At 69.5% G+C, this 21,706-nt stretch carries 24 protein-coding genes, 1 tRNA gene and 2 pseudogenes; 16 read left to right on the top strand and 11 right to left on the bottom strand.

Going from position 1 to position 21,706, the window contains the following annotated elements:
* The first annotated feature begins 2 nt into the window (after positions 1-2).
* Complete coding sequence (locus ACWC09_RS23675) at positions 3-473, top strand: GNAT family N-acetyltransferase (protein ID WP_450852564.1); 471 nt, start codon at positions 3-5, stop codon at positions 471-473.
* Here ACWC09_RS23675 and ACWC09_RS23670 read toward each other — a convergent pair.
* Positions 470-1,327 (bottom strand): sigma-70 family RNA polymerase sigma factor, encoded by an 858-nt coding sequence (locus ACWC09_RS23670; protein WP_450852563.1) that lies wholly within the window; start codon positions 1,325-1,327, stop codon positions 470-472. The genes ACWC09_RS23675 and ACWC09_RS23670 overlap by 4 nt on opposite strands.
* A 66-nt stretch (positions 1,328-1,393) precedes the next feature.
* Complete coding sequence (gene arfB / locus ACWC09_RS23665) at positions 1,394-1,831, bottom strand: alternative ribosome rescue aminoacyl-tRNA hydrolase ArfB (RefSeq protein ID WP_450852615.1); 438 nt, start codon at positions 1,829-1,831, stop codon at positions 1,394-1,396.
* 160 nt (positions 1,832-1,991) lie between these two features.
* Here arfB and ACWC09_RS23660 point away from each other — a divergent pair, with 160 nt between their 5' ends.
* Positions 1,992-2,567 (top strand): TerD family protein, encoded by a 576-nt coding sequence (locus ACWC09_RS23660; protein ID WP_450852562.1) that lies wholly within the window; start codon positions 1,992-1,994, stop codon positions 2,565-2,567.
* Between the two features lie 57 nt (positions 2,568-2,624).
* Here ACWC09_RS23660 and ACWC09_RS23655 read toward each other — a convergent pair whose 3' ends face one another.
* Together ACWC09_RS23655 and ACWC09_RS23650 are read right to left on the bottom strand one after the other, a co-directional pair.
* Positions 2,625-2,834: a DUF397 domain-containing protein gene (locus ACWC09_RS23655; RefSeq protein WP_450852561.1), complete on the bottom strand. Its 210-nt coding sequence runs from the start codon at positions 2,832-2,834 to the stop codon at positions 2,625-2,627.
* The gene (locus ACWC09_RS23650; RefSeq protein WP_450852560.1) at positions 2,831-3,685 is read right to left on the bottom strand and encodes a helix-turn-helix domain-containing protein; all 855 of its coding nucleotides are present in this window, start codon (positions 3,683-3,685) and stop codon (positions 2,831-2,833) included. Before ACWC09_RS23650 ends, ACWC09_RS23655 begins: the two co-directional genes overlap by 4 nt.
* Positions 3,686-3,840: 155 nt before the next feature.
* On the opposite strand from ACWC09_RS23650, the gene ACWC09_RS23645 reads away from it, so the two are divergent.
* From ACWC09_RS23645 to ACWC09_RS23635, 3 genes and pseudogenes are all read left to right on the top strand, one after another.
* Positions 3,841-4,317, top strand: coding sequence for an ATP-binding protein (locus ACWC09_RS23645; RefSeq protein WP_450852559.1), 477 nt, complete (start codon positions 3,841-3,843; stop codon positions 4,315-4,317).
* A 186-nt stretch (positions 4,318-4,503) separates the two neighbouring features.
* Positions 4,504-4,839 carry a hypothetical protein gene (locus tag ACWC09_RS23640; RefSeq protein WP_450852558.1) on the top strand — a complete coding sequence of 112 codons (336 nt, stop codon included), beginning with the start codon at positions 4,504-4,506 and terminating at the stop codon, positions 4,837-4,839.
* Positions 4,840-5,006: 167 nt separating this feature from the next.
* Positions 5,007-5,315, top strand: a pseudogene (locus ACWC09_RS23635) (Uma2 family endonuclease); the annotation flags it as partial.
* Here ACWC09_RS23635 and ACWC09_RS23630 read toward each other — a convergent pair.
* Both ACWC09_RS23630 and ACWC09_RS23625 read right to left on the bottom strand, forming a co-directional pair.
* Positions 5,294-5,725, bottom strand: coding sequence for a hypothetical protein (locus tag ACWC09_RS23630; RefSeq protein ID WP_450852557.1), 432 nt, complete (start codon positions 5,723-5,725; stop codon positions 5,294-5,296). The pseudogene ACWC09_RS23635 and the gene ACWC09_RS23630 overlap by 22 nt on opposite strands.
* Before the next feature lie 51 nt (positions 5,726-5,776).
* Positions 5,777-6,331, bottom strand: a complete 555-nt coding sequence (locus tag ACWC09_RS23625) for a GNAT family N-acetyltransferase (protein WP_450852556.1) — start codon at positions 6,329-6,331, stop codon at positions 5,777-5,779.
* Between the two features lie 29 nt (positions 6,332-6,360).
* Here ACWC09_RS23625 and ACWC09_RS23620 point away from each other — a divergent pair, with 29 nt between their 5' ends.
* The 3 genes from ACWC09_RS23620 to ACWC09_RS23610 all read left to right on the top strand — a co-directional run bounded on the left by ACWC09_RS23620 (position 6,361) and on the right by ACWC09_RS23610 (position 10,260).
* Positions 6,361-6,885: a GNAT family N-acetyltransferase gene (locus ACWC09_RS23620; RefSeq protein WP_450852555.1), complete on the top strand. Its 525-nt coding sequence runs from the start codon at positions 6,361-6,363 to the stop codon at positions 6,883-6,885.
* Positions 6,882-7,382 (top strand): hypothetical protein, encoded by a 501-nt coding sequence (locus ACWC09_RS23615; protein ID WP_450852554.1) that lies wholly within the window; start codon positions 6,882-6,884, stop codon positions 7,380-7,382. Before ACWC09_RS23620 ends, ACWC09_RS23615 begins: the two co-directional genes overlap by 4 nt.
* A 154-nt stretch (positions 7,383-7,536) precedes the next feature.
* Positions 7,537-10,260 (top strand): pectinesterase family protein, encoded by a 2,724-nt coding sequence (locus ACWC09_RS23610; RefSeq protein ID WP_450852553.1) that lies wholly within the window; start codon positions 7,537-7,539, stop codon positions 10,258-10,260.
* 22 nt (positions 10,261-10,282) lie between these two features.
* Here ACWC09_RS23610 and ACWC09_RS23605 read toward each other — a convergent pair whose 3' ends face one another.
* Entirely contained in the window at positions 10,283-11,686 is a 1,404-nt protein-coding gene (locus ACWC09_RS23605) for a M1 family metallopeptidase (protein ID WP_450852552.1), read from the bottom strand.
* 37 nt (positions 11,687-11,723) lie between these two features.
* On the opposite strand from ACWC09_RS23605, the gene ACWC09_RS23600 reads away from it, so the two are divergent.
* Positions 11,724-12,224, top strand: a complete 501-nt coding sequence (locus ACWC09_RS23600) for a hypothetical protein (protein ID WP_450852551.1) — start codon at positions 11,724-11,726, stop codon at positions 12,222-12,224.
* A 50-nt stretch (positions 12,225-12,274) separates the two neighbouring features.
* On the opposite strand, the gene ACWC09_RS23595 is transcribed toward ACWC09_RS23600, so the two are convergent.
* The gene (locus ACWC09_RS23595; protein WP_450852550.1) at positions 12,275-13,000 is read right to left on the bottom strand and encodes a pentapeptide repeat-containing protein; all 726 of its coding nucleotides are present in this window, start codon (positions 12,998-13,000) and stop codon (positions 12,275-12,277) included.
* Between the two features lie 304 nt (positions 13,001-13,304).
* Between ACWC09_RS23595 and ACWC09_RS23590 the strand changes: the two are divergent.
* Positions 13,305-13,900 (top strand): annotated as a pseudogene (locus ACWC09_RS23590) (alcohol dehydrogenase catalytic domain-containing protein); the annotation flags it as partial.
* A gap of 200 nt (positions 13,901-14,100) precedes the next feature.
* Here the strand turns inward: ACWC09_RS23590 and ACWC09_RS23585 are convergent.
* Together ACWC09_RS23585 and ACWC09_RS23580 are read right to left on the bottom strand one after the other, a co-directional pair.
* Complete coding sequence (locus tag ACWC09_RS23585) at positions 14,101-15,510, bottom strand: NAD(P)/FAD-dependent oxidoreductase (RefSeq protein WP_450852549.1); 1,410 nt, start codon at positions 15,508-15,510, stop codon at positions 14,101-14,103.
* A 10-nt stretch (positions 15,511-15,520) separates the two neighbouring features.
* Entirely contained in the window at positions 15,521-16,177 is a 657-nt protein-coding gene (locus ACWC09_RS23580; RefSeq protein WP_450852548.1) for a rhomboid-like protein, read from the bottom strand.
* On the opposite strand from ACWC09_RS23580, the gene ACWC09_RS23575 reads away from it, so the two are divergent.
* The 3 genes from ACWC09_RS23575 to ACWC09_RS23565 are packed head-to-tail and all read left to right on the top strand — an operon-like array spanning position 16,176 to position 18,516.
* Complete coding sequence (locus ACWC09_RS23575; RefSeq protein ID WP_450852547.1) at positions 16,176-17,099, top strand: aminoglycoside phosphotransferase family protein; 924 nt, start codon at positions 16,176-16,178, stop codon at positions 17,097-17,099. The genes ACWC09_RS23580 and ACWC09_RS23575 overlap by 2 nt on opposite strands.
* Positions 17,100-17,109: 10 nt before the next feature.
* Complete coding sequence (locus ACWC09_RS23570; protein WP_450852546.1) at positions 17,110-17,595, top strand: N-acetyltransferase family protein; 486 nt, start codon at positions 17,110-17,112, stop codon at positions 17,593-17,595.
* 57 nt (positions 17,596-17,652) lie between these two features.
* Complete coding sequence (locus ACWC09_RS23565; protein ID WP_450852545.1) at positions 17,653-18,516, top strand: DUF4037 domain-containing protein; 864 nt, start codon at positions 17,653-17,655, stop codon at positions 18,514-18,516.
* Between the two features lie 35 nt (positions 18,517-18,551).
* On the opposite strand, the gene ACWC09_RS23560 is transcribed toward ACWC09_RS23565, so the two are convergent.
* Positions 18,552-18,625 (bottom strand) — tRNA-Thr (locus ACWC09_RS23560).
* A gap of 216 nt (positions 18,626-18,841) precedes the next feature.
* Here ACWC09_RS23560 and ACWC09_RS23555 point away from each other — a divergent pair.
* The 3 genes from ACWC09_RS23555 to ACWC09_RS23545 all read left to right on the top strand — a co-directional run bounded on the left by ACWC09_RS23555 (position 18,842) and on the right by ACWC09_RS23545 (position 21,531).
* On the top strand, positions 18,842-19,978 hold the full coding sequence (locus tag ACWC09_RS23555; protein WP_450852544.1) for an ABC transporter ATP-binding protein: 1,137 nt from the start codon (positions 18,842-18,844) through the stop codon (positions 19,976-19,978).
* 236 nt (positions 19,979-20,214) lie between these two features.
* Positions 20,215-20,679: a hypothetical protein gene (locus ACWC09_RS23550; RefSeq protein WP_450852543.1), complete on the top strand. Its 465-nt coding sequence runs from the start codon at positions 20,215-20,217 to the stop codon at positions 20,677-20,679.
* Positions 20,680-20,799: 120 nt separating this feature from the next.
* On the top strand, positions 20,800-21,531 hold the full coding sequence (locus ACWC09_RS23545; protein WP_450852542.1) for a nucleotidyltransferase family protein: 732 nt from the start codon (positions 20,800-20,802) through the stop codon (positions 21,529-21,531).
* Positions 21,532-21,706: the final 175 nt, after the last annotated feature.

Below are 21,706 nucleotides of genomic sequence, written 5' to 3'. Positions count from 1 at the left end.
GCATGACGACGATGCCGGCACCCCGCCTCGAAGAGATCACTCCCCGCACCTTCGAGGCCGCGACCGCGATACGGGTCCGCCCGGAGCAGGAATTCGCCGTCACTCCGGTGATGGAGTCCCTCGCGGAGGCGTATGTCCGCCCCGCCGGCGTCGCCTGGCCGCGCCTGATCGTCGACGGCGACCGCCCGGTCGGCTTCCTGATGGCGTTCTTCGACATCGACTGGAAGCAGGACGGCACGCTCTTCCGCTCCGGTCTGTGGCGACTGACCATCGCGGCCGAGGAACAGGGGCGCGGGTACGCCAGGTTCGCCGTGGAGTCCGTTGCGGCCGAGATCCGCCGCAGGGGCGGAAAGCAGCTGTACGTCACCTGGCACCCCGAGCCGAACGGCCCGGAGGAGTTCTACCTGAAGCTCGGCTTCCGCATCACCGGCGAGCAGAGCGAGGGCGAGACGGTCGGGGTGCTGGACCTCTAGGGCCGCACATCCAGCTCGGCCACGCGTGTGGCGTCCGTCACGATGTCGATGACCGCGATACGGTCGCGTACGAACGTGAAAGCCAGCGTCCGGTCCAGGCGTCCCTCCACGAACACCGCGAGACCCGTACGGCCGCCGACCAGGGCGGGCCGGGCGAGCGTGCCGAGGTGGGAGAACTGCGAGGCGCCCTTGGCGACCGCCGCCGCACCCGTGGTCACGCCGAACTCGGTGCGCGCGACGACATCCGGGTCCAGCAGCTCGACCAGGGCGTCGAACTTCCCCTCCCGGGCGGCGGCGAGGAAGGCGTCGACGACCTCCCGCTGCCGCCCCGGATCGGCATCGTGCGCCTCGGCCCCCTGCACCCGCCGCCGCGCCCGGCTCGCCAACTGCCGCGCCGCCACGGGGCTGCGCCCCACGATGTCCCCGACCTCCTCGTAAGGCACCGCGAACAGGTCGTGCAGCACGAACGCCAGCCGCTCGGCGGGCGTCAGCGTCTCCAGTACGACGAGCAGCGCGACGCCCACCGAGTCGGCGAGCACGGCGTCCTGCTCGGGGTCGGCGTGGGCGGCGGTGGCGGTGGCGGTGCTCTCCAACGGCTCCAGCGGCTCCTCCGCGCGCGACTTCCGCGACCGCAGCATGTCGAGGCAGACCCGCCCGACGACGGTGGTCAGCCAGCCGCCGAGGTTGTCCACCTGCCGCGCGTCGGAACGGCTGAGCCGGAACCAGGCCTCCTGCACCGCGTCGTCGGCCTCGGCGGCGGAGCCGAGCATGCGGTAGGCGACGGCGCGAAGGTGAGGCCGGTGCGATTCGAATCGCCGGGCAAGGAATTCGTGGTTGCCGCTGTTGTCGCTCATGCCTATAGGACGGACGCCACGACAGCGATGTGACAAGGCCGTCCTACGACCCCTGCGAACCGATCCCTACGACCAGTCCCGGCCGGACCGCCCCCGTTTGGTGTCCGACCGCTGCTTCTTCTCCCGCAGCCGCCGCTCATTGATCCCACGGGGAATCCGGGTGGGCCGGCGCGGCTTGGGCGGGGGCGCGGTGGCCTCGGCGAGCAGTGCGGCGAGCCGTACCGCCGCGGTCTCCCGATTACGCCACTGGGACCGATGCTCGGAGGCACGCACGCTCACGACCCCGTCGACGAGCCGCCCGGCCAGCCGCTCGAGCGCCCGCGCCTTCCACACCTCGGGCAGCGCCTCGGTGTTCGCCAGGTCGAAGCGCAGCTCCACCTGGGAGTCGCTGGTGTTGACGTGCTGTCCGCCGGGCCCCGAGGAGCGCGAGAAACGCCACATGAGCTCGGCCTCGGGGAGGGAGACGGAGCCGCGGATGAGATAGGGACCGGACATGCCCACCATGGTCGCGCAGCTGACCGGCACACGTCACGCGAATAACGTTCACCCCGTGTTCGGTAAAGAACGTAAAGAGAAAGGGAACCTTGGGTACCCCTCTCGGCGTTCATACGGGTAGCTGTAGCTTCATGGCCGTACTACCAAACGAGGGAAAGGACTCCCAACCATGGCTGTAAGCCTGTCCAAGGGTGGCAACGTCTCGCTCACCAAGGAGGCTCCGGGCCTGACCGCCGTCACCGTGGGCCTCGGCTGGGACGTCCGCACCACCACCGGCACGGACTTCGACCTCGACGCCTCCGCGATCGCGGTCAACACGCAGGGCAAGGTCTACTCGGACGCCCACTTCGTGTTCTTCAACAACAAGCAGACCCCGGACAACACCATCGTCCACACCGGCGACAACCGCACCGGCGAGGGCGAGGGCGACGACGAGGCGATCAACGTCAACCTGGCGGGCCTCCCCGCCGACATCGACAAGATCGTCTTCCCGGTCTCCATCTACGACGCGGAGACCCGCTCGCAGAACTTCGGCCAGGTCCGCAACGCCTACATCCGCATCCTCAACCAGGCCGGCGGCGCCGAGATCGCCCGCTACGACCTCTCCGAGGACGCGGCCACGGAAACGGCGATGGTCTTCGGCGAGCTGTACCGCAACGGCGCGGAGTGGAAGTTCCGCGCGGTCGGCCAGGGCTACGCGTCGGGTCTCGTCGGCATCGCGCAGGACTTCGGCGTGAACGTCTGACGGACGCTGCGCTGAGCGGGAGCCCCTGGTCTTGAGGCCGGGGGCTCCGGCGTTCGGTCAGCTCTCGGAGGCGTACGGCACGAAGGTCGCCCAGGCCGTGGGGGTGACGGTGAGGCGGGGGCCGGTGGTGTGCTTGGAGTCGCGGATGTGGATGGTGCGGGGTGCTATCGCGATTTCGACGCAGGAGTTGCCATCCGTGCCACTGCTGTAGCTGCTCTTGAACCACACCAGCTCGGAGGCATCCCCGGCAGCGGTCTTGCGGATCATGTCTCTCCCAGCAGTTGCTCGACAAAGGCCAGTGACTCCCGTGGCGGGAGAGCCTGAGCCCGGATGGTGCCATACCGCAGCTCAAGGATGCGGAGTTGTTTCGGGTCAGTGATGGGGCGGCCGTTGAAGGCGCCGTCCGAACGCCCAACCGCTGTGCCGTCCGGAAACTTCAGCAGCTCGATCTTGCCGTCCAGCCCTGGGTGAGCATCGCTGTTCGTCCGCATGACTTGAAGCGTGACGTTGCGCATCCTCCCCGCTTCCAGCAGACGTTCGAGCTGCTGTCGCCACACCATTGTGCCCCCGACCTGTCGACGTACGACCGCCTCTTCCAGCACGAAGTGGATGGACGGGGCCGGGTCACGGTCGAAGACCGACTGCCGGGCCAAGCGAGCGACCACCATGCGTTCCACGTCGTCTTGCGAATACGGCGGCTGCGCCGCCTCGAAGAGGGCCCGCGCGTGATCCGGCGTCTGCAACAGCCCGTGGACGCTGTTGCACTCGTACACCCCGATCTCAACCGCCTGCGCCTCCAGCTTCGCCAGTTCCCGCACCTTCTTCGGGTACCGGACTTTCTTCACGTCCTCCCACGCCGCGGCGATGAGCCCACCCGCCTGCAACACCTCGTCGGCCTTGTTGAGGTACTCCTGCCGGGGAATCCGTTTGCCGCCCTCGACCTTGTAGACCATGTCCTCGCCGTAGCCGACGGTCTCCCCGAACTCGGCGGCCCGCATCCCCACCGTCTCCCGCCGCAGCTTCAGCTGGCGTCCGACGGTCGCGAGCACCGCCAAGCCCCACTCGTCGTCCGGGTCGACCTCCCAACCCGGCTCGTCCGCCTCGCCGTTCACACTCATCCCGCGCCCCTCCGCCGTCCGTCCGTACGCACGCCGCCCCTACCCGTACGGCCCCTCCCGACAGCCCGGACACCACCGGACAACCCCCGGACAGTCACCGTACGCAACGGCATCGTCACTGTTCACGGTACGCACGCACCACCACGCTGAGTGACGTGAATCAAGAAACCGCCGTGATCCGCAACTTCAGCGTCCAGCTCTCCCCCACCCCACGGGGAGCCCGCCTCGCCCGACTGCTGGCGACCGAGCAACTCCGCGCCTGGGAGCTCCCGTTGGACCCGGCGGCGCACATCGTGGGCGAGCTGGCGGCAAACGCGGCGACCCACGGCCGCGTACCGGGCCGCGACTTCCGCCTGACGCTCTACGTCGTCGGCGACACCCTCCGTATCGAGGTCACGGACACCCGGGGTGACCGTATGCCAAGCCCCCAACTCTCCTCCCCCGACGCCGAGTCGGGCCGAGGTCTCGTGATCGTGGACGCCCTCGCCGACGAGTGGGGCGTCGCACCGGGGCTGTCGCCACGCAAGACGGTGTGGGCCGATGTCCGGCTCGACCGGAGCACGGTGGAGCGTGCTCCGGTGGGTCCGTGCTTCGGCGGCTCGGGACGCCTTTCCCAAGGAACGAACAGGTGAAAGGACCCCCACCAAACCAAACCCGGGCCGCTCACCCGCGCGAGTGAACATCGCCAACTCAGCTGGATTTCGGCCCGGTTGCCTGCCCTACGCTCAGCGCAACACAACCGCAGACATGCGACGGCCCTCGCCGGGACTGGCATCCCAGTGCGAGGGCCTGACCACCAAGGAAGAAGCAGCTTCCCGATGGACACCGAAAACCCTAGCGCGCCCCAGCGCGCCCAGTCCCGTGTTGCCGCCAAGAACCACCCGATCCGGGACCCCGAAACCGGCGGCGGCCTGATCCACGACCACACCCGCCACACCAGCCGGTTCACGGTGATCGGCAACCATCTCATCCAGCACCCGAGCTGGGTCCTGATCTGGGCCAAGGAGATCGAGATCGCCCGTCGGCCGGACCTGTCCGCCCGCTACGCCCAGGCGGAGGGCAATCTGGAACACGAGGATTCGGCCATCGCGCAGGAAGCGCTTCGCGAGCTGAGCGCAGTTCTCGAAGAGGCCCTGAAGGCAGTTCGCGAGTGAGCTGGAAATGGGAGTACGCCTTGGGGGCCGAAGAGGCGGCTCGCGTCGCTCCGGCAGACTTCCTCGGCGCTGTCTCGCTCCGAGCCGACGAACTGGTCAGGGCGGCTGAAGCACTTCACCTCCACGGTCGAGCCTATGAGGGGATCGACCCGAAAGGCGGCGACATGGCGGACATGGAGGGAGACGGGGCCTTCGACCCTCGTACGCTCATCGCCGCCATCGAAATCGTCTCCCGCTCCAACCCCGACAACGACTGGGTCACCCAGCTGCGCGACTACCCCTTGATCGGCGTCCCCGTCTACGCGATCTTCGACCCCCGCACCGGCGAGGGCGCCGTCCTCACCGACATCCACATCACCCCCGAAGGCCCCCGCTACGCCACCCGCAAGGACTTCGTCTACGGCGAGGACGTCACCATCGGCAACTGGACGATCTCGACCGACGACCTGCCGCTCTACCAGCCCATCGGCCGGTAATACCCCAGCACCGACGCCAGTTGCCCGAACCACTCGCCCAGCTGTGCCCTCGGTTTCGCCTGGACCACGCACTCGTAGAAGCGGCCGTCCAGATGGATCACCGCCATCATCAGGGCCTTGCCGTTGGGGCTCGCCTTGTAGTGGACGCTGCGGATCTCCGGCCAGGGGAACTCGACGGACGCGCCGTGGTCCTCGAAGGCGATGCCGGCGATGTCGACCACGATGGAGTTGTGGACATCCACCGCCATGAACTCCGGGCCCTCGGCGGGAAGTTGGGGTGGGGCCGGGGTGGCGTACTGCGGGGGCGGTGGGCCGAAGCCGGGTGGGGCGGCTGTCGGTGGAGGCGGGGGCTGTTGGCCGTACGGGGGTTGGTTGCCGTACGGCGGTGGCGGCGGGGGCTGTGTCGTCATCGTCTTCCGTGGCCTGATCGTGGATCGTGGTGTGGTTCCGGGAGGTGGAATTTACCCAGTGGACCTGGGCGGTTGATGCTCGACGGTCCCCCACTCGTCTTCCAGGAGGCTGAACATCAGGGAGTCCCGCCAGCCGTCGCGGATCAGTGCCGTATGACGGAGGCGGCCTTCGTAGGTCATGCCCAGTTTCGTCAGCACCCGGGACGAACCGGTGTTCCGGGGGTCGCAGGTGGCGTGGATCCGGTGGAGTCCGAGGTCGTCGAAGCCGTGGGAGAGAAGCTGTCGACCGATCTCCGTGCCGATGCCCTGGCCCCAGAGGCGTGGATGCACGACGTACCTGATCTCGCCCTGGCGCTGGTCACGGCTGTGAATGTGCAGCTCACCCATGCCCACCACCTCCGCCCCGATCCGGGCGACGTACGGCAGCCGGTGCCGCGGCCTGCACGACCACGCCTCAGCTGCCTCCCTCACGAACTCCCGTGTCTGTTCCTCCGTGTTCGGCCCCCACCCCTGATAACGGCACACCTCCGCGAGACACGCCCAGGAATGAACGGCCGGCCAGTCCTCCGCAACGATCTCGTCCAGGGTCACCGCGCGCCGACTCATGAGGAGATCATCGCCGATAGCGTCCTCCCATGCTTCTCGAACAGCTCTCGCCGAAGGACGGCGCCCTCCCCGGCGAGTTGCTCACCGAACTCACCGCGCTCTACGCCTCCAACCGCGAGTTCCACGCCCTCAGCGGCGACTTCCCGGATCCGGACGACATCCGCCCCGAGCAAGTGGCGGTCGCGCTGGCCGACGAGCTGGTCAACCCGGACATCGAGGTGCTCCTGGCCCGTAGCGAGGGGCGTTTGGTCGGGATCGCCATCACGCTCGCCCACCACCCCGACCCGGCCGACCCGGACCCGTGGATCGGGCTGCTGATGGTGGACGCGGACGTGCACGGGCGGGGCTACGGGCGCCGGTTGGCCACCCTCGTCGAGACCCGATTCCGGGAGGCGGGCCGGGACGCCGTACGTCTCGCCGTACTGGAGAACAACCCGAAGGGACTGGCCTTCTGGACCACCCTCGGCTACGAGGTGATCGCCCACCGACCCGACCTCCAACTCGGCCGCCCCTGCGCGGTGTTGCGGAAGGAACTGCACACCCCGGCCGAGTGAACCGCAGACCCGGCGTGCAGTATGCCGACGTGGAGTGGACGACCTTGGCGGGGACAGGGCTCGGTGCGTTGATCGGTGTCGGGTCGACGCTGGTCGCGGACCGGGTGCGGTGGCGGCGGGAGTCGGCCGTGCGGGGGCATCAGGAGCGCAAGGACATCTATGTGACGTGCCTGACGAAGTACCGGCAGGCGTACGAGTCCATGCATGCCGACGCTGTCGCGCATCGCGGGCAGGACGGGCTGGAGGCCGCCGTACGGGAGGCGTTTCGGGGGTCGGGGTGCGACGAGGTCCGTGAGTCGGTTCTGATCTGCGCGCCTCAGAGGATGGCGGATGTGCTGGAGGAGGTCTACGGCACCCTGCGCGAACTCCAGGAGATCTTCGCCACCGGAGAGCCGTCCCTCGACTCACCCGAGTTCCAGGAGCAGCGACTCAGGCACGGACAGGCGGTGTGGGCGGCACGGGCGGCGATGCGACGGGATCTTGAGCGACGGGTGTGACGGTTCGCACCGCACCGCTCAAGTTCCTCACAGAGTCGGCGGGCCATGATTCAACCCCCGTGGACGCGGCCTGAAATTCGTGTGCGGGAACTTGTTATGGGCCGCAGGGGTGGGCCGTCTCCGTAACGACAGCGGAGAAAGGAAACCCGACGACATGTACCTCAGACGCGGCAAGCGGGCCCGGAGCGGGCGACCCCGGTGGCGTATCGCGGCGCCCGCGGGCGTGGCGGTCCTCGTCGTCCTGGGCGGGGTCGCGGCGGCGGCCACCGTCGTCGCGGGCTCCGGTGACGGGGCGACCGACGTCAAGGCGGGCACGTACAACCTGGCGGTCGCCAGGAGCGGCCTGTGCATGGATCTCGTCGGGGGCGGTTCGTCCCCCGGCACGCAGGTCCAGCAGTGGGGCTGCGCCGCGGGGCAGGGCAACCAGCAGTGGACCCTGGCCGACCGCGGATCGGGGCGGTTCGCCATCAAGTCCGTGGCCAGTGGGCTGTGCCTCGACGTCACCGGCGGCTCCACCGCCTCCGGGACCCGCCTCCAGCAGTGGGGCTGCGGGAACGACCAGGCCAACCAGCTGTGGACGCTGAAGCCGGCGCGGGACCACACCTACCAGATCGTCAACGCCGGCAGCGGTCTGTGCGTCAGCGACGCGGGGGCGAGCACCGCGCCCGGCGCCGCCGTCGTCCAGGAGACCTGTTCCACCAACAGCAACAAGCGCTGGTCGCTGACCGCGGTCGGCACCACCGCCTCGAACACCCCGCAGCCGACCGCCACGTCGGGTACGTCGGGTACTTCGGGTACGACCATCACGGTGGCGGCCGACGGCAGCGGTGACGTCAAGACCGTCCAGGCGGCGATCGACAAGGTCCCGGTCAACAACACCAAGCCGGTGACCGTCGCCATCAAGAAGGGCACCTACCGGGGCGTCTTCACGGTCCCGGGCAACAAGCCCTATGTGACGCTGAAGGGCCTCGGGTCGGCCGCCTCCGACGTCGTGCTGGTCGAGAACCACGGGGCCGGCACCAAGAAGGCGGACGGGACGACCTACGGAACCTCCGGCAGCGCGACCGCGTTCGTCGACGGCCACGACTTCTCGGCCTCGAACCTGACCATCTCCAACGACTACGACACCGGGACCAACAGCACCGGCCAGGCGGTCGCCCTGAGCCTGTCCGCCGACCGCGCGGTCCTCACGAACGTACGGATACTCGGCCACCAGGACACCCTCCTGGTCAACAACTCCGCACGGGCCTACTTCCTGAAGTCGTACGTCGAAGGCACCGTCGACTTCATCTTCGGCGGCGGGATCGCGGTCTTCGACCAGAACGAGATCCACCAGCTGGGCAGCGGCGGTTACCTCACCGCGGCCAGCACACCGGCGAGCCGTTCCTACGGCTACCTGTTCTACAAGTCGAGGATCACCGGGCCTTCGGCCACCAAGACCGGCAGCCTCGGCCGGCCGTGGCGGCAGGACGCGCAGGTCCTCTACCGCGAGTCCGACCTCGGGTCCTTCGTCAACACCGGGCACCCCTGGAGCGACATGTCCGGCTCCGTCTGGACGAAGGCCCGCTTCAGCGAGTACAGGAACACCGGAGCGGGGGCCACGGTCAACGCCAACCGGCCGCAGTTGAGCGACGCCCAGGCGGCGAAGTACACCCCCGCCGCGTACCTGGCCGGCTCGGACGGCTGGAACCCGATCGCGACAGCGACGACCAGCGGCAGCACCTCGTCCGGCACGGTCTGCGACCCCACCTCCTACGGAGCGAAGGCCGACGGCACGACGAAGGACACCGCCGCCCTGCAGAAGGCGATCAACGCCTGCGCGGGCAAGGGCACGGTGGAGCTGACGAGCGGCACGTACCTGTCGGGCGCCCTGACCCTGCCCGGCGACCTCACCTTCCGCATCGATGCGGGAGCGACCCTGCTCGCCTCGCAGAACGCGGCGGACTACGCCTCGTCGGGATCGAAGCTCGCCCCGCTGCTGGCCGGGTCCGGGAAGAACCTCACGATCACCGGTGCGGGCACCATCGACGGCCAGGGCGCCCCCTGGTGGGCCAAGATCAAGGCGGAGAAGGCCGCGGGCCAGACCCTGTCGCCCCGGCCCGGTCTGATCTCGGTCGACACCGCCTCGAACCTGAAGATCACCGGGATCACGCTCAGAAACGCCCCGAACGTGCACCTCACCCTCAAGAAGGTGACCACGGCCACCCTCGACAAGCTCACGATCTCGTCGCCCTCGGACTCGCCCAACACCGACGGAATCGACGTGTGGTCGTCCTCGGGCGTCGCGGTGACCGGCAGCACGATCGACGTCGGTGACGACGACATCGCCATCGACTCCTCGCCGTCGGGCGGGCCCGCCCACGACATCTCGCTGAGCGGCTGCACGATCCTGCACGGCCATGGGCTGTCCATCGGCAGCTACACCGCCGGCGGCGTCTACGGCATCGACATCCACGACAACACGCTCACCGGCACCACCGCCGGTGTCCGCATCAAGACCGCACGCGACCGCGGCGGCGAGGTCCACGACATCACGTACAAGAACCTCAAGATGACCGATGTGACGACCCCCATCCAGGTCGTCGGCTACTACCCGAAGGTCCCCGCGGACGGCGACCCCGCCCAGGCGATCACCGGCACCACCCCGAACTACCACGACATCACCATCTCGGGCATCACCGCGACCGGGGCCAACGAGGCCGGCCAGATCGTCGGCCTCCCCGAGCGGCCGATCACCGGGCTCACCCTGACCTCGGTCAGCATCAGCGCCAGGACCGGCCTGACCCTCCGCAACGCCACGGTCCGCACGACGTCCACCACCGTCAAGGCCGCCTCCGGCCCGGCGTACATCGTGCAGAGCAAGGCGAGCTACAACTGATCACGCGATGCCGGACCGCTCCTCAGGGGTGGTCCGGCTTTCCCTTCCCGTACAGCCAGTCGCTCCAGATCCCCCCGAAGTCCTTCCCCGGCGCCATCTTCTCCACGTACGTCGTGAAGTCGTCGGTGTCCGCGTTGCCGTGGCGATGGGTCGCCGCCCAGCCCTGGATGATGTCGTAGAACCTGTCGTCGCCGACCGTCCGGCGGATCTTCTGGAGGACCATCGCGCCGCGTACGTAGACCGGGTCGTCGGAGATGTGTGCGGCGCCGGCCGGGTCGGCCGGGGGGAAGGACCAGAGGTCGGGGTAGTCGTCCTCGCCGTGGGCGTAGAGGTGGTCGAAGGTCTGCTGGGCGGTGTCGCCGTCGTGGTCCTCGGCCCACAGCCACTCGGCGTAGGTCGCGAAGCCCTCGTTGAGCCACATGTCGCGCCAGGACTTCGGGGTGACGGAGTCGCCGTACCACTGGTGGGCGAGTTCGTGGACGAGGGTGGTGGTGTCGGGGGCACCGGGGAAGACGGGGCGGGTCTGGGTCTCCAGGGCGTAACCGGCGTCCTGCGGGCGGTCGACGATCGCGCCGGTGGAGGAGAAGGGGTACGGGCCGAAGTTGTACTCCTCCCAGTCCATGATCTCCGGGATCTTCGCCAGTACCTCGCGGCCGGCTTTGGACTGGGTGGGGTCGACCGCGACGTACACCGGCAGACGGTCCTTGCCGGTGGTGGAGCGGGTGATGTCGTAGTGGCCGATGGCGACCGTGGCGAGGTAGTCGGCCATGGGTTCGGCGGTGTGCCAGGCGAATGTCGTACGGCCGTCGGTCGTCGTCTCGCTCGTCAACTCGCCGTTGGAGACCGCCTGCAGACCCTTCGGCACCGTGATCGTGATGTCGTACGACGCCTTGTCGGACGGGTGGTGGTTGCCGGGGAACCAGGCCATCGACCCCGTCGGCTCGCCGAGGGCCAGCGCGCCGTCGGCGGTGCGCAGCCAGCCCTCCTGGGAGCCGTCGGGGTCGGTGAGGGTCTCGGGGGTGCCGGAGTACCGGACGGTGACGCGGAAGGTCTCGTCGGCGTCGAGGACGTCGTGGGGACGGACGGTGAGTTCCTGGCCGGTGCGGTTCCAGCGGGCCGGTCTGCCTTCGACGGTGACGTCCTGGACGTCCAGGCCCTTGAGGTCGAGGTCGAAGGCGGAGAGGTTCTTGGTGGCTCGGGCCGTGAGGGTGGCGGTGCCGGTGAGGTGTGGGCGACCGGCGGAGTCCGGGGCGTAGGCCAGCTTCAGGTCGTAGTGGCCGACGTCGTATCCGCCGTTGCCCGCCTTCGGGAAGTACGGGTCGTGCACGCCGGAGCCGCCGGGGGTGCCGTGGACGCCGCCGCCGGAGCACGCGGTGAGGGCGAGGGCGAGCAGGGCGGCCGGGACAACCGGTACGGATCGGGACACTCCAGTGATCCTAAGGTGGCATGCGACCATCTCGTACGTGCTCGACATCGGCTACGCCCTCTCCAACCGCTTCCCGGACCCGCCGCAGACGGACTACCGCCGCGCGGACGTCCACGCCCTGCGCCATGATCTGTTCTGCGGGGACGTCTACCTCGCCGACACCAAGGCCGACCGGGAACTGTCCACAGCCTGGGGATGGGTGCCGGTGCTCGACTTCGCGTGGGCGCTGTGCGACATCGTGGAGCGGATCGACCGGGATCCGGCGGGGTCACGTGCCTCCCGCCCCCAGCACGCCGAGCTGGACTTCACCGAGTCCACCGACCGCATGCTCTTCGAGCGCCGCTTCGGCTGGGTGGACATCGAGTCGGACTGGATGCCGGCGGAGGAGCCCCCGCTGACCTTCTCCCACACCGAACTGCGCCGCGAGGCACGGGACTTCCTGCACGACCTGATCGCCGATCTGGTGGACCTGCACGAGTCTCTGGGCGAGAACCCGGCCATCTGGACACTGCAGGCCCGCTTTCCGAGGGTGCGGTGAGCTGAGCGGGCGTCCGCCGGGGGCTGCCGCCCCCCGGGCTGGTCTTCCCGTCAGTCCTCCACTCTGATCCCCATCTCCGCCGCCAACACCGGTGCCAGATCCATCAGTTGCGCCGTACTCACCACCGCCCCCGTCAGCCGGTCCACCCCTCGCGCGATGCTGAACTCGGTCGCCGCTCTGAGGTCGACGTCCTTGAGGACCGCCGATGTGAGGTCCGCCTGCTTCAGGGCGCAGTCCACGAACTCCACGCGTTCGAGCCGGGCGCCGCCGAAGTCCGGTTCGACGAGGACGCAGTTCTCGAAGACGACGTCCCGCAGCCTGGCCGTGCGCAGGTTCAGGTAGTCGATCTTGCCGCCGCGGATGACGACCCGCTCCAGGACCGCGCCGTGCATCTGCGTGCCGCCCAGACGGGCGTCGACCAGCTCCACGTCACGCAGGGTCGCCTCCGCGAGATCGGTGCCGACGCCTCGTAGGCCCGTCAGGACCGAGTCGAGCAGCCGCGCGTGACGCAGCCGCGTCTCGTCCACCGCGCAGCCCGTCACCGCGCAGTCCATGAACCGGGCGCCGCTCCCGTCCTGCCCGGCGAAGTCCCCGTCCCGGAAATCCAGCCCGTCGTAGTCCCCGTCCGGCTCCAACTCCCCTCCCCGGAACGGCTGCAGCTCCGGCAACCGCAGCTCGGGCCGCCGCGCCCCCTTCACCGCCGCACGCCGAGAACCACCGGGGCCGCCGCCCGCCCCAGCGGCTCCACCCGTCCCACTCATCGCTCGCCTCACCATGCCCCCATGCTGCACCCCACCACTGACAATCACCCTGACCTGCGACAACACCCCGGATGTCGAATTCCTGACGCCAGATGAGTCCTCTCCACAAAGAGCCCAGCACGGCCGTCAGCGAACAGCGAAGCAGGCGCCCGACCCGGGGGAGACCCATGCACCGCACCACCGTCACGACGGCGTGACCTCAAGCATACTTGAGGTTGAAGGGTGGGGCCGACGACGGACAGCCGCCCACGAGCGACGGCGAACAGCCACTCACGAGCCGTGACTCCTTCACAGACAGTGACTCATTGGGGGAACCCTCATGCACGCCATCCGCCTGCACGCCTTCGGTCCGCCCGAGAACCTCCGCTACGAGGAGGTCACCGACCCCGCGCCCGGCCCCGGCCAGGTCCGTGTCGCCGTGGCGGCGGCCGGTGTGCACCTGCTGGACACCGCCCTGCGGGAGGGCGAGCCGGGGCCGTTCCCCGAGCCGCCCGCCGTGCCCACCGCCCCGGCCGTGAGGTCGCCGGTGTCGTCGAGTCTCTCGGCGAGGGGGTCGCCCGGCTCCGGCTCGGCAAGCGCGTGGTCGCCCACCTCGGCTTCGCCCCCGGGGGATACGCCGAACTCGCCGTCACCGACGTCGACCGCGTGCACGAGATACCGGAGAACCTCGATTTCGCCGAGGCCGTCGCCATGATCGGCACGGGGCGTACGGCGATGGGGATCGTGCAGTTCGCCGAGCTCGGGCCGGATGCCGTGGTCGTGATCCCGGCCGCGGCCGGCGGTATCGGCACCCTGCTCGTGCAGTACGCGAAGAACACCGGGGCCACCACCATCGGCCTCGCCGGCGGTTCCGGGAAGATCGCCCGGGTCCAGGCGGGCGGCGCCGATCTCGCCGTCGACCACCGGGATCATGCTGCTGGCGGGGCTGGTGGCCGGGTTGATGGTGACGGCGAGGCCACCGAAGCAGGGGGCACCGAATCAAGCACCGGTACCGGAAACGGTGGCCTGACGAACTGGGGAACGGTCCCAGTAGCGCCCCTTTCAGGGGCGCAGGGAACTGCGCGACCAGCCCCCACGAACCCGCAGACAAAAACCGGCCCCATCCAGCGAAGCGCCTAGTGCCGCCCCGCAACCCGATCAGCGAACTGCGCAAGCTTCGACGACTCCACGCTGTGGCTGATCCGCTCCCGCTCGTCCGCCGCGCGGTACGTGGCGTACATCCCCCGCACCCCCAGCCAACGCAGCGGCTCCGGCTCCCACTTGCGCACCTTGTGGCCGACCCAGGGCAGCTCGGTGAGGTCCGTCTTCTGCCCCTGGCCGGAGTCCAGCTGGACCAGGTCCCGCAGGGTCCGCGCCGCGAGGTTCGTGGTGGCGACGCCTGAGCCGACGTATCCGCCCGCCCAGCCCAGCCCCGTCGACCGGTCCAGCGTCACCGTCGCGCACCAGTCCCGGGGCACCCCGAGCACGCCCGACCAGGCGTGCCCGATCGCGACCCCGGCGAGGGAGGGGAAGAACCGCACGAGGATGTCGCGCAGCGCCTCGACCGTCTCGTCCTGCGTCCGCCCGTCGTTGTCGGTCCTCGACCCGAAGCGGTACGGCACCCCGCGCCCGCCGAGCGCGATCCGGCCGTCGGCGGTGCGCTGGGCGTACATGTACGCGTGCGCCATGTCGCCGAGCGCCTCCAGCCCGTTCCAGCCCACCGACGCCCACTGCTCCTCGCTCAGCGGCTCGGTGGCGATCATCGAGGAGTTCATGGGCAGCCAGGTGCGCTTCTGGCCCTTGAGTCCGGCGGTGAAGCCCTCCGTGCAGCGCAGGACGTAGGGCGCGCGGACGGTGCCGTACGGGGTGACGGCGTGCTTCGGGCGGATCTCCGTCACCGGCGTCGACTCGTGGATCGTCACCCCGAGGGCCTCGACGACAGCGGCCAGCCCCTTCACCAGCTTCACCGGGTGCAGCCGCGCCCCGTGCGGGGTCCAGGTGGAGCCGACGGCGCCCGCGACGCGGATCCGCTCGGCCGTCTCGCGGGCGCCGTAGAGTTCGCGGTCCTTCTCCCCGTACGAGAGCTCGTGCTCGTGGAACGCCTTCAGCCGGGCCAACTGCGCGGGCGTGGTGGCGACTTCGAGGACGCCGCCCTTGTGGATGTCGGCCTCGACGCCCTCCTCGCCGGCCACCCGGACGATCTCGTCCACGGTGTCGTTCATGGCCTTCTGCAGCCGTACGGCGGCCTCCTGGCCGTGCAGTTTCGCGTACCGGTCGCGTCCGGCGATGCCGTTGTACAGCCAGCCGCCGTTGCGTCCCGAGGCGCCGTACCCGCAGAACTTCTGCTCCAGGACGGTGATACGGAGGAAAGGCACCGCCTTCTTCAGGTAATACGCGGTCCACAACCCCGTGTATCCGCCCCCGACGATCACCACGTCCGCCGACGCGTCACCGACGAGCGGCTCCCGCACCACCGGGAGACCGTCGTCCGCGTACCAGAAGGAGATGCCACCGTTCACGACGCCGCTGCCGGCCGATCTGCTCATGGCGGGAAAGCTAACCTCTCAACGCGGCCACTGTCTCCTTCGGATTCCATGCTTTTCCGCGCCCTCTGACCAGCGGATAACACGCCAGCCCGATCAGCACGGAGACGAGATGTCCGAAGTCGGTGAAGGTGGGGGTGGAGAGCAGCGGCAGCCCGTAGACGACCAGCACCGCCGCCAGATACAGAAAACGCCACGGCGACGCGATCCGGTACGTCAGTACGGCCACCACCCCGGCCAGCGCGTAACTCACCCCGATATCAAGGGTGTCGACCGCCGAATGCGGCGCGATCCCCTCATGGACCGCCCGCAGCAGCGCCCCCTCGCTGATCAGCGTCGCCAGCACATGCGCGGCCACGCACACCATCAGCCAGCGCGCCGTACCCAGCCAGCGCTCGGCCTGCGCGTGGAAGACGGTGTAGAGGAAGGCGTACGGCAGCCAGCGACCGCTGTCGATCCACATCGCGCTCTGCACCAGCACCCGTACCGGGTCGTTCGACAGCTCGTGGATGTTCGTGGACCGCTGCCGCAGGAAGTTCTGCTCGAACTCCGGCGACATGTGATGCAGGGCGACCGTCGTCACGAACAGGATGGACAGCCATACGTAGGTGCCGGGGGCGCTGCGGACATAGGCCCACAGTCGGTCGCCGAGGTCCCGGAAAAATCGCATGAGGCGATTCAGCCACGCAACTATCGTCACGAGGGTGATCGACATTCCGGACGAGCTGATCGCGCAGCACGAGCGGTACGGCGGGGACGCGGGCCGTGCCTTCGTCGCCCGGCTCGGCGAGCGCGCCGGGCGGTTCCTGGAGGGCTGGGGGCTGCGGCTGGACGGGCCGTCGATGTACGGCCGGTGCGCCCTGGTCCTGCCCGTGCTGCGGGCCGACGGTTCGCGGGCCGTGCTCAAGCTCCAGGACGTCGACGAGGAGACCGTCTCAGAGCCCGTCGCGCTGCGCGCCTGGGACGGCGACGGAGCCGTCCGGCTCCTGGAGTCCGACGCCGGGACCGGCACGCTGCTGCTCGAACGGCTCGACAGCGGGCGGCCGTTGGCCGACCTCCCGGACTCCCGCGAGGCCACGCTGGTCGTCGCCCGGCTGCTGGCCCGGCTGACGGCGACGGAGGCCCCGGCGGAGCTGCGGCGGCTCGGCGACATCGCGGCCCGGCTCCTGGAGCGGACCTCGGCGGTGTTGCCCGGCGTCCCCGACACGGCCGTACGCCATCTGCTCGCGGACTGCGCGGCGGCGGTGCGCGAGGTGGCCGGCGAGCCCGGCGACCGTCTCCTCCACTGGGACCTGCACTTCGAGAACGTCCTCGGTGCGGACCGCGCCGACTGGCTGGCCATCGACCCCAAACCGCTCGCGGGCGACCCCGGCTTCGACCTCTTCCCCGCCCTGTGGAACCGCTTCGCCGCGGACGAGGTCCGCCGGCGTTTCGACGCCATGACGGACGTCCTCGCCCTGGACCGGGACCGGGCACGCGCCTGGACGCTGGGCCGGGTGCTGCAGAACTCCGTATGGCAGCTGGAGGAGGGCCGTGCTCCGCTGCCCGAACACCTGGAGATCGCCCGGCGTCTGCTCGCCCACGCCGACTAGCGTGACCGGCATGATCCGCACCGCGACCCCCGCCGACGTCCCCGTCATCCGCACCCTCATCCACGAACTGGCCACCTACGAAAAGGTCCCCCACGAGGCGAGGGCCACCGAGGCCCAGCTCCACGACGCCCTCTTCGGCGAACTCCCCGCCGCCCACGCCCACATGGCCGTCGACGACACCACCGGCGAACCCGTCGGCTTCGCGCTCTGGTTCCTCAACTTCTCGACCTGGCGGGGTGTCCACGGCATCTACCTGGAGGACCTGTACGTACGGCCCGAGGCACGCGGCGGCGGCCACGGCAAGGCGCTGCTCGCCGAGTTGGCCCGCCTCTGCGTCGAACGCGGCTACCAGCGCCTGGAATGGGCCGTCCTGAACTGGAACACCCCGTCCATCGGCTTCTACGAGTCCCTCGGCGCCCGACCGCAGAACGAGTGGACGGTCTACCGCCTGACGGACGAGGCCCTCACCACGCTGGGAACAACACCGGGAACATGACCCACCGCTTGTGAAAGTCCCGCATGACCTTTCACGAAATGGGCACGGCTCCCCGGCATGAGCGCCACGAATATGCCCGCCCCTCCCTCCGACTTCCTCCCCGGTCTGGAACTCTCCCGCCGCTTATACACGGACGCCGTACGCCCGCTGCTCGAAGAAGCGGCGCCCGGCGTCCCCCACTCCGCCGCCCGCATCGGCTGCGGCTCGGACGTGCTCGGATACGACACCCCGTGCTCCGCCGACCCCGCCCCGGGCCCACGCCTCCAGCTCTTCCTGCGCCGCCACGACATCCACCGCCACGCGGGGCGCATCAGACACGTCCTCGCCGCGCACCTCCCCCGCGCCTTCCACGACCGCCCCGTCGACGACGGCGTCGAAGTCACCCACATCTCCCCCTGGTTCACCGCCGCCCTCGGCTTCGACCCCACCTCCGACATCACCCCCGCGGACTGGCTCTCCACCCCCACCCCACGCCTGGCCGGAGTCACCGCCGGCGCCGTCTTCCACGACGGTCTGGGCGAACTCGCCCCGCTGCGCGCGCGGCTGCGCTGGTACCCCCACGAGATCTGGCTCCGCCTCCTCGCCCGCCACTGGCAGCGCATCCGCGAACAGCAGACCGCCGTCCCGGGCTGCGGCGAGGCAGGCGACGAACTCGGCTCGGCCGTCGCCGCCGCACACCTCGTACGCGACCTCATGCGGCTCTGCCTGCTCCTGCACCGCCACTACCCGCCGGACAGCAGATGGCTCGGCACCGCCTTCACCCGCACCCCCACGGGGCACCACCTCACCCCGACCCTGACCGCGGCCCTGACGGCCACGGACTGGCGCACCCGCGAGAAGCACCTCACCCAGGCGTACGAGACCATCGGCGACCTGCACCGCCAGCTGGGCCTCCCGCCCATGGCGAAGCCCGGGCCTTGACAAGACCGGCCCGGGCTCTGCGATCCCTCTGCGAGAGCCCCCTGTCGGATTCGAACCGACGACCTACGCATTACAAGTGCGTTGCTCTGGCCATCTGAGCTAAGGAGGCATGCACGCGCGCGTGACGTTCGTGCCCGTGCAGTGTACCCAAGGTCCCAGACGCCCCCTGTCGAAAATTTCCGCGAAGTTCACATGCCTGCAGGTACTGACATACGGCTGAACGCCAGGTAGCGTCCTGAGCCGGTTCACCCTCGTGGACTACACCACCACCTTCCTACAACGGATCGTCCGGCACGTTCCTGCCGGTAGAAGGGGGCCCATCACCATGGCCACTGTCTCGTTCGACAAAGCGACCCGGATCTACCCGGGCACCGAGAAGCCCGCCGTAGACGGACTGGAGATCGAGGTCGGGGACGGCGAGTTCCTCGTCCTCGTCGGTCCGTCCGGCTGCGGCAAGTCCACCTCGCTCCGCATGCTCGCGGGGCTCGAGGACGTGAACGCCGGCGCCATCCGCATCGGTGACCGCGACGTCACGCACCTGCCGCCGAAGGACCGGGACATCGCCATGGTGTTCCAGAACTACGCGCTGTACCCGCACATGACCGTCGCCGACAACATGGGCTTCGCGCTCAAGATCGCCGGCGTCAACAAGGCGGAGATCCGCAAGAAGGTCGAGGAGGCCGCGAAGATCCTCGACCTGAGCGAGTACCTGGACCGCAAGCCGAAGGCCCTCTCCGGTGGTCAGCGCCAGCGTGTCGCCATGGGCCGCGCCATCGTGCGTGAGCCGCAGGTCTTCCTCATGGACGAGCCGCTGTCGAACCTGGACGCCAAGCTGCGTGTCTCCACCCGTACGCAGATCGCCTCGCTGCAGCGCCGTCTCGGGATCACCACCGTCTACGTCACCCACGACCAGGTCGAGGCCATGACGATGGGCGACCGTGTGGCGGTCCTCAAGGACGGTCTGCTCCAGCAGGTCGACTCGCCGCGCAACATGTACGACCGCCCGGCCAACCTGTTCGTCGCCGGCTTCATCGGCTCCCCGGCCATGAACCTGGTCGAGGTCCCGATCACCGACGGCGGTGTGAAGTTCGGCAACAGCGTCGTCCCGGTCAACCGTGACGCCCTGAAGGCCGCGACGGACAAGGGCGACAAGACGGTCACCGTCGGTGTCCGCCCGGAGCACTTCGACATCGTCGAGGAGAACGGCGGCGCCGCCTCGGCCCTGACCAAGGACACCGAGGACAAGCCGGCCGGTCTCGCGGTCTCCGTGAACGTCGTCGAGGAGCTCGGCGCCGACGGCTACGTCTACGGCACCGCCCAGGTCGGCGGCGAGACCAAGGACCTGGTCGTCCGTGTCGAGGGCCGCCGCGTCCCGGAGAAGGGCTCCACGCTGCACGTCGTGCCGCGTCCGGGCGAGACCCACGTGTTCTCGACCTCCACGGGCGAGCGCCTCACCGACTGAGCCGCCGGACCCTTCCGGCAACTTCAGAAACACGCATCCCGGGTGAATTCACCCAGGTTGACGAAGAGGGCCCCGCGACCTGCTGCGGGGCCCTTTCCGTTGTCGACAAATACCCCGGCAGGCCGGTCATTTCGAGCGGTGTACGTCAACGCTGTACCCAAAAAGAGTCACCAGTTCATCCCCCGAACCGGTGACTAAATGTCGCCAAATCATTACCGGGCGCTACCCTCACTCGCGTGAAGCACTCCACTAGCCAACAGACGCGACGCGGCCGGGGCCCCGCCCGCCGGATCGGCCGCACACTCGCCCTTGTCCTGCCCGTCGTCCTGGTGCTCTCCGGGACCCTCGCGGTCACCCGGGTCAACTGGACGGGGAGCCCGTCCCAGTCGGTGCTCACCGCCTCCGACGCGATCGATGACGCGAAGCCCGGCGCCGCCGCGGCGGCGGTCCACCGTGCCCCGCAGGACGTCCTGCGTGACCAGCTGCTGTCCGAGCTCCAGAACAAGAACCCGGGCGTCGTCCTCACACACCTTCAGGAGGCCGTGACCGAGCGCCCGTCGCTCGCCGGGCACTGCAACGCCATCGCCCGCGCCCTGGGCCGTGCGGCGGCGCGTGTATACGGTGCGCCGCGGGCGCAGTCGTACGCCCGCCCGGTCTGCGACACGTCCTTCGCCTCCGGGGTCGCCGCCACGCGCGGCTGACCTGGCCGCCGGGCCCTCTTCCGGTGCGGTCCTTCGGATCGGTTCGGAGGAGGGTAACGGCTGATTAAGGAACTGTTGCTGGCGTAAGCCGCGAGCGGGACGCCCCGTACAGTTTCGGTCATGACCCATCCGACCGCTGCGTCCCGCCCCGTGCAAGCCGTCGTCCTGGCCGGTGGCCAGGGCTCACGGCTGCGTCCCTACACCGACGACCGGCCCAAGCCGATGGTCGAGATCCCCGGCACGGGGACGCCGATCATCGGCCATCAGCTCGTCTGGCTGGCCGAGGAGGGCGTGACGGACGTGGTGGTCAGCTGCGGGCATCTCGCGGAGGTGCTGCAGGACTGGCTGAAGACTGCGGACCTCCCGGTGAACGTCACGACGGCCGTCGAGACCGAGCCGCTGGGCCGCGGCGGTGGCCTCAAGTACGCCGCCGCGCACCTCCCCCACCCGGACCGGCCCTGGTACGCCACCAACGGCGACATCTGGACCCGCTTCTCGCTGCGGGACATGGCCGACTTCCACACCGAGCGGGACGCTGTCGCGACGTTGGCGCTGGCGCGTCCCCGCATTCCGTGGGGCGCGGTGAAGACGGACGGCTTTGGACACATCACGGACTTCATCGAGGCCCCGCCGTCCACCTTCGAGATCAACGCCGGTGTGTACGTCTTCTCACCCGAGTTCGCCGGGCTGCTCCCGGAGCGGGGCGACCACGAGCGGACGACCTTCCCCCACCTCGCCCGTGAGAAGCGTCTGGCGGGCTTCCCGATCCCGCAAGGGGCGTACTGGCGGGCCATCGACACCGCGAAGGACCTGACCGAGGCCGCGAAGGAACTGGCGGCTCTGGGGCGCTGAGAGCTCGGTCCCAGAGGTTGTCGGGCGGCTGCGAGTGAGTGGGGGTTTGTCGCGCCCACGCGGCCGAGCCGCACATTGATACAGCCCCACGCCCCTGAAAGCCTTGCACTCGCCCGGCGCCAAAAGGGTCCCGCCTCCGCACACCGAAAGGTCCCGTACATCCGCTGTACGGGAC

Source organism: Streptomyces sp. NPDC001617 (genome assembly GCF_053596855.1).
The sequence above is the reverse complement of the archived record's forward strand: the minus strand, read 5'-3'. Positions and strand labels throughout refer to the sequence as shown.

Excerpts from the sequence above, each read along its gene's own strand:
- ACWC09_RS23565 (WP_450852545.1), top strand. The coding sequence starts at position 17,653 with ATGAGCGCCACGAATATGCCCGCCCCTCCCTCCGACTTCCTCCCCGGT.
- ACWC09_RS23640 (WP_450852558.1), top strand. The coding sequence starts at position 4,504 with ATGGACACCGAAAACCCTAGCGCGCCCCAGCGCGCCCAGTCCCGTGTT.
- ACWC09_RS23660 (WP_450852562.1), top strand. The coding sequence starts at position 1,992 with ATGGCTGTAAGCCTGTCCAAGGGTGGCAACGTCTCGCTCACCAAGGAG.
- ACWC09_RS23585 (WP_450852549.1), bottom strand. The coding sequence starts at position 15,510 with ATGAGCAGATCGGCCGGCAGCGGCGTCGTGAACGGTGGCATCTCCTTC.
- arfB (WP_450852615.1), bottom strand. The coding sequence starts at position 1,831 with ATGGTGGGCATGTCCGGTCCCTATCTCATCCGCGGCTCCGTCTCCCTC.
- ACWC09_RS23570 (WP_450852546.1), top strand. The coding sequence starts at position 17,110 with ATGATCCGCACCGCGACCCCCGCCGACGTCCCCGTCATCCGCACCCTC.
- ACWC09_RS23650 (WP_450852560.1), bottom strand. The coding sequence starts at position 3,685 with ATGAGTGTGAACGGCGAGGCGGACGAGCCGGGTTGGGAGGTCGACCCG.
- ACWC09_RS23580 (WP_450852548.1), bottom strand. The coding sequence starts at position 16,177 with ATGCGATTTTTCCGGGACCTCGGCGACCGACTGTGGGCCTATGTCCGC.
- ACWC09_RS23610 (WP_450852553.1), top strand. The coding sequence starts at position 7,537 with ATGTACCTCAGACGCGGCAAGCGGGCCCGGAGCGGGCGACCCCGGTGG.
- ACWC09_RS23595 (WP_450852550.1), bottom strand. The coding sequence starts at position 13,000 with ATGGTGAGGCGAGCGATGAGTGGGACGGGTGGAGCCGCTGGGGCGGGC.
- ACWC09_RS23625 (WP_450852556.1), bottom strand. The coding sequence starts at position 6,331 with ATGAGTCGGCGCGCGGTGACCCTGGACGAGATCGTTGCGGAGGACTGG.
- ACWC09_RS23555 (WP_450852544.1), top strand. The coding sequence starts at position 18,842 with ATGGCCACTGTCTCGTTCGACAAAGCGACCCGGATCTACCCGGGCACC.
- ACWC09_RS23670 (WP_450852563.1), bottom strand. The coding sequence starts at position 1,327 with ATGAGCGACAACAGCGGCAACCACGAATTCCTTGCCCGGCGATTCGAA.
- ACWC09_RS23545 (WP_450852542.1), top strand. The coding sequence starts at position 20,800 with ATGACCCATCCGACCGCTGCGTCCCGCCCCGTGCAAGCCGTCGTCCTG.
- ACWC09_RS23675 (WP_450852564.1), top strand. The coding sequence starts at position 3 with ATGACGACGATGCCGGCACCCCGCCTCGAAGAGATCACTCCCCGCACC.
- ACWC09_RS23655 (WP_450852561.1), bottom strand. The coding sequence starts at position 2,834 with ATGATCCGCAAGACCGCTGCCGGGGATGCCTCCGAGCTGGTGTGGTTC.
- ACWC09_RS23575 (WP_450852547.1), top strand. The coding sequence starts at position 16,176 with ATGAGGCGATTCAGCCACGCAACTATCGTCACGAGGGTGATCGACATT.
- ACWC09_RS23630 (WP_450852557.1), bottom strand. The coding sequence starts at position 5,725 with ATGACGACACAGCCCCCGCCGCCACCGCCGTACGGCAACCAACCCCCG.
- ACWC09_RS23620 (WP_450852555.1), top strand. The coding sequence starts at position 6,361 with ATGCTTCTCGAACAGCTCTCGCCGAAGGACGGCGCCCTCCCCGGCGAG.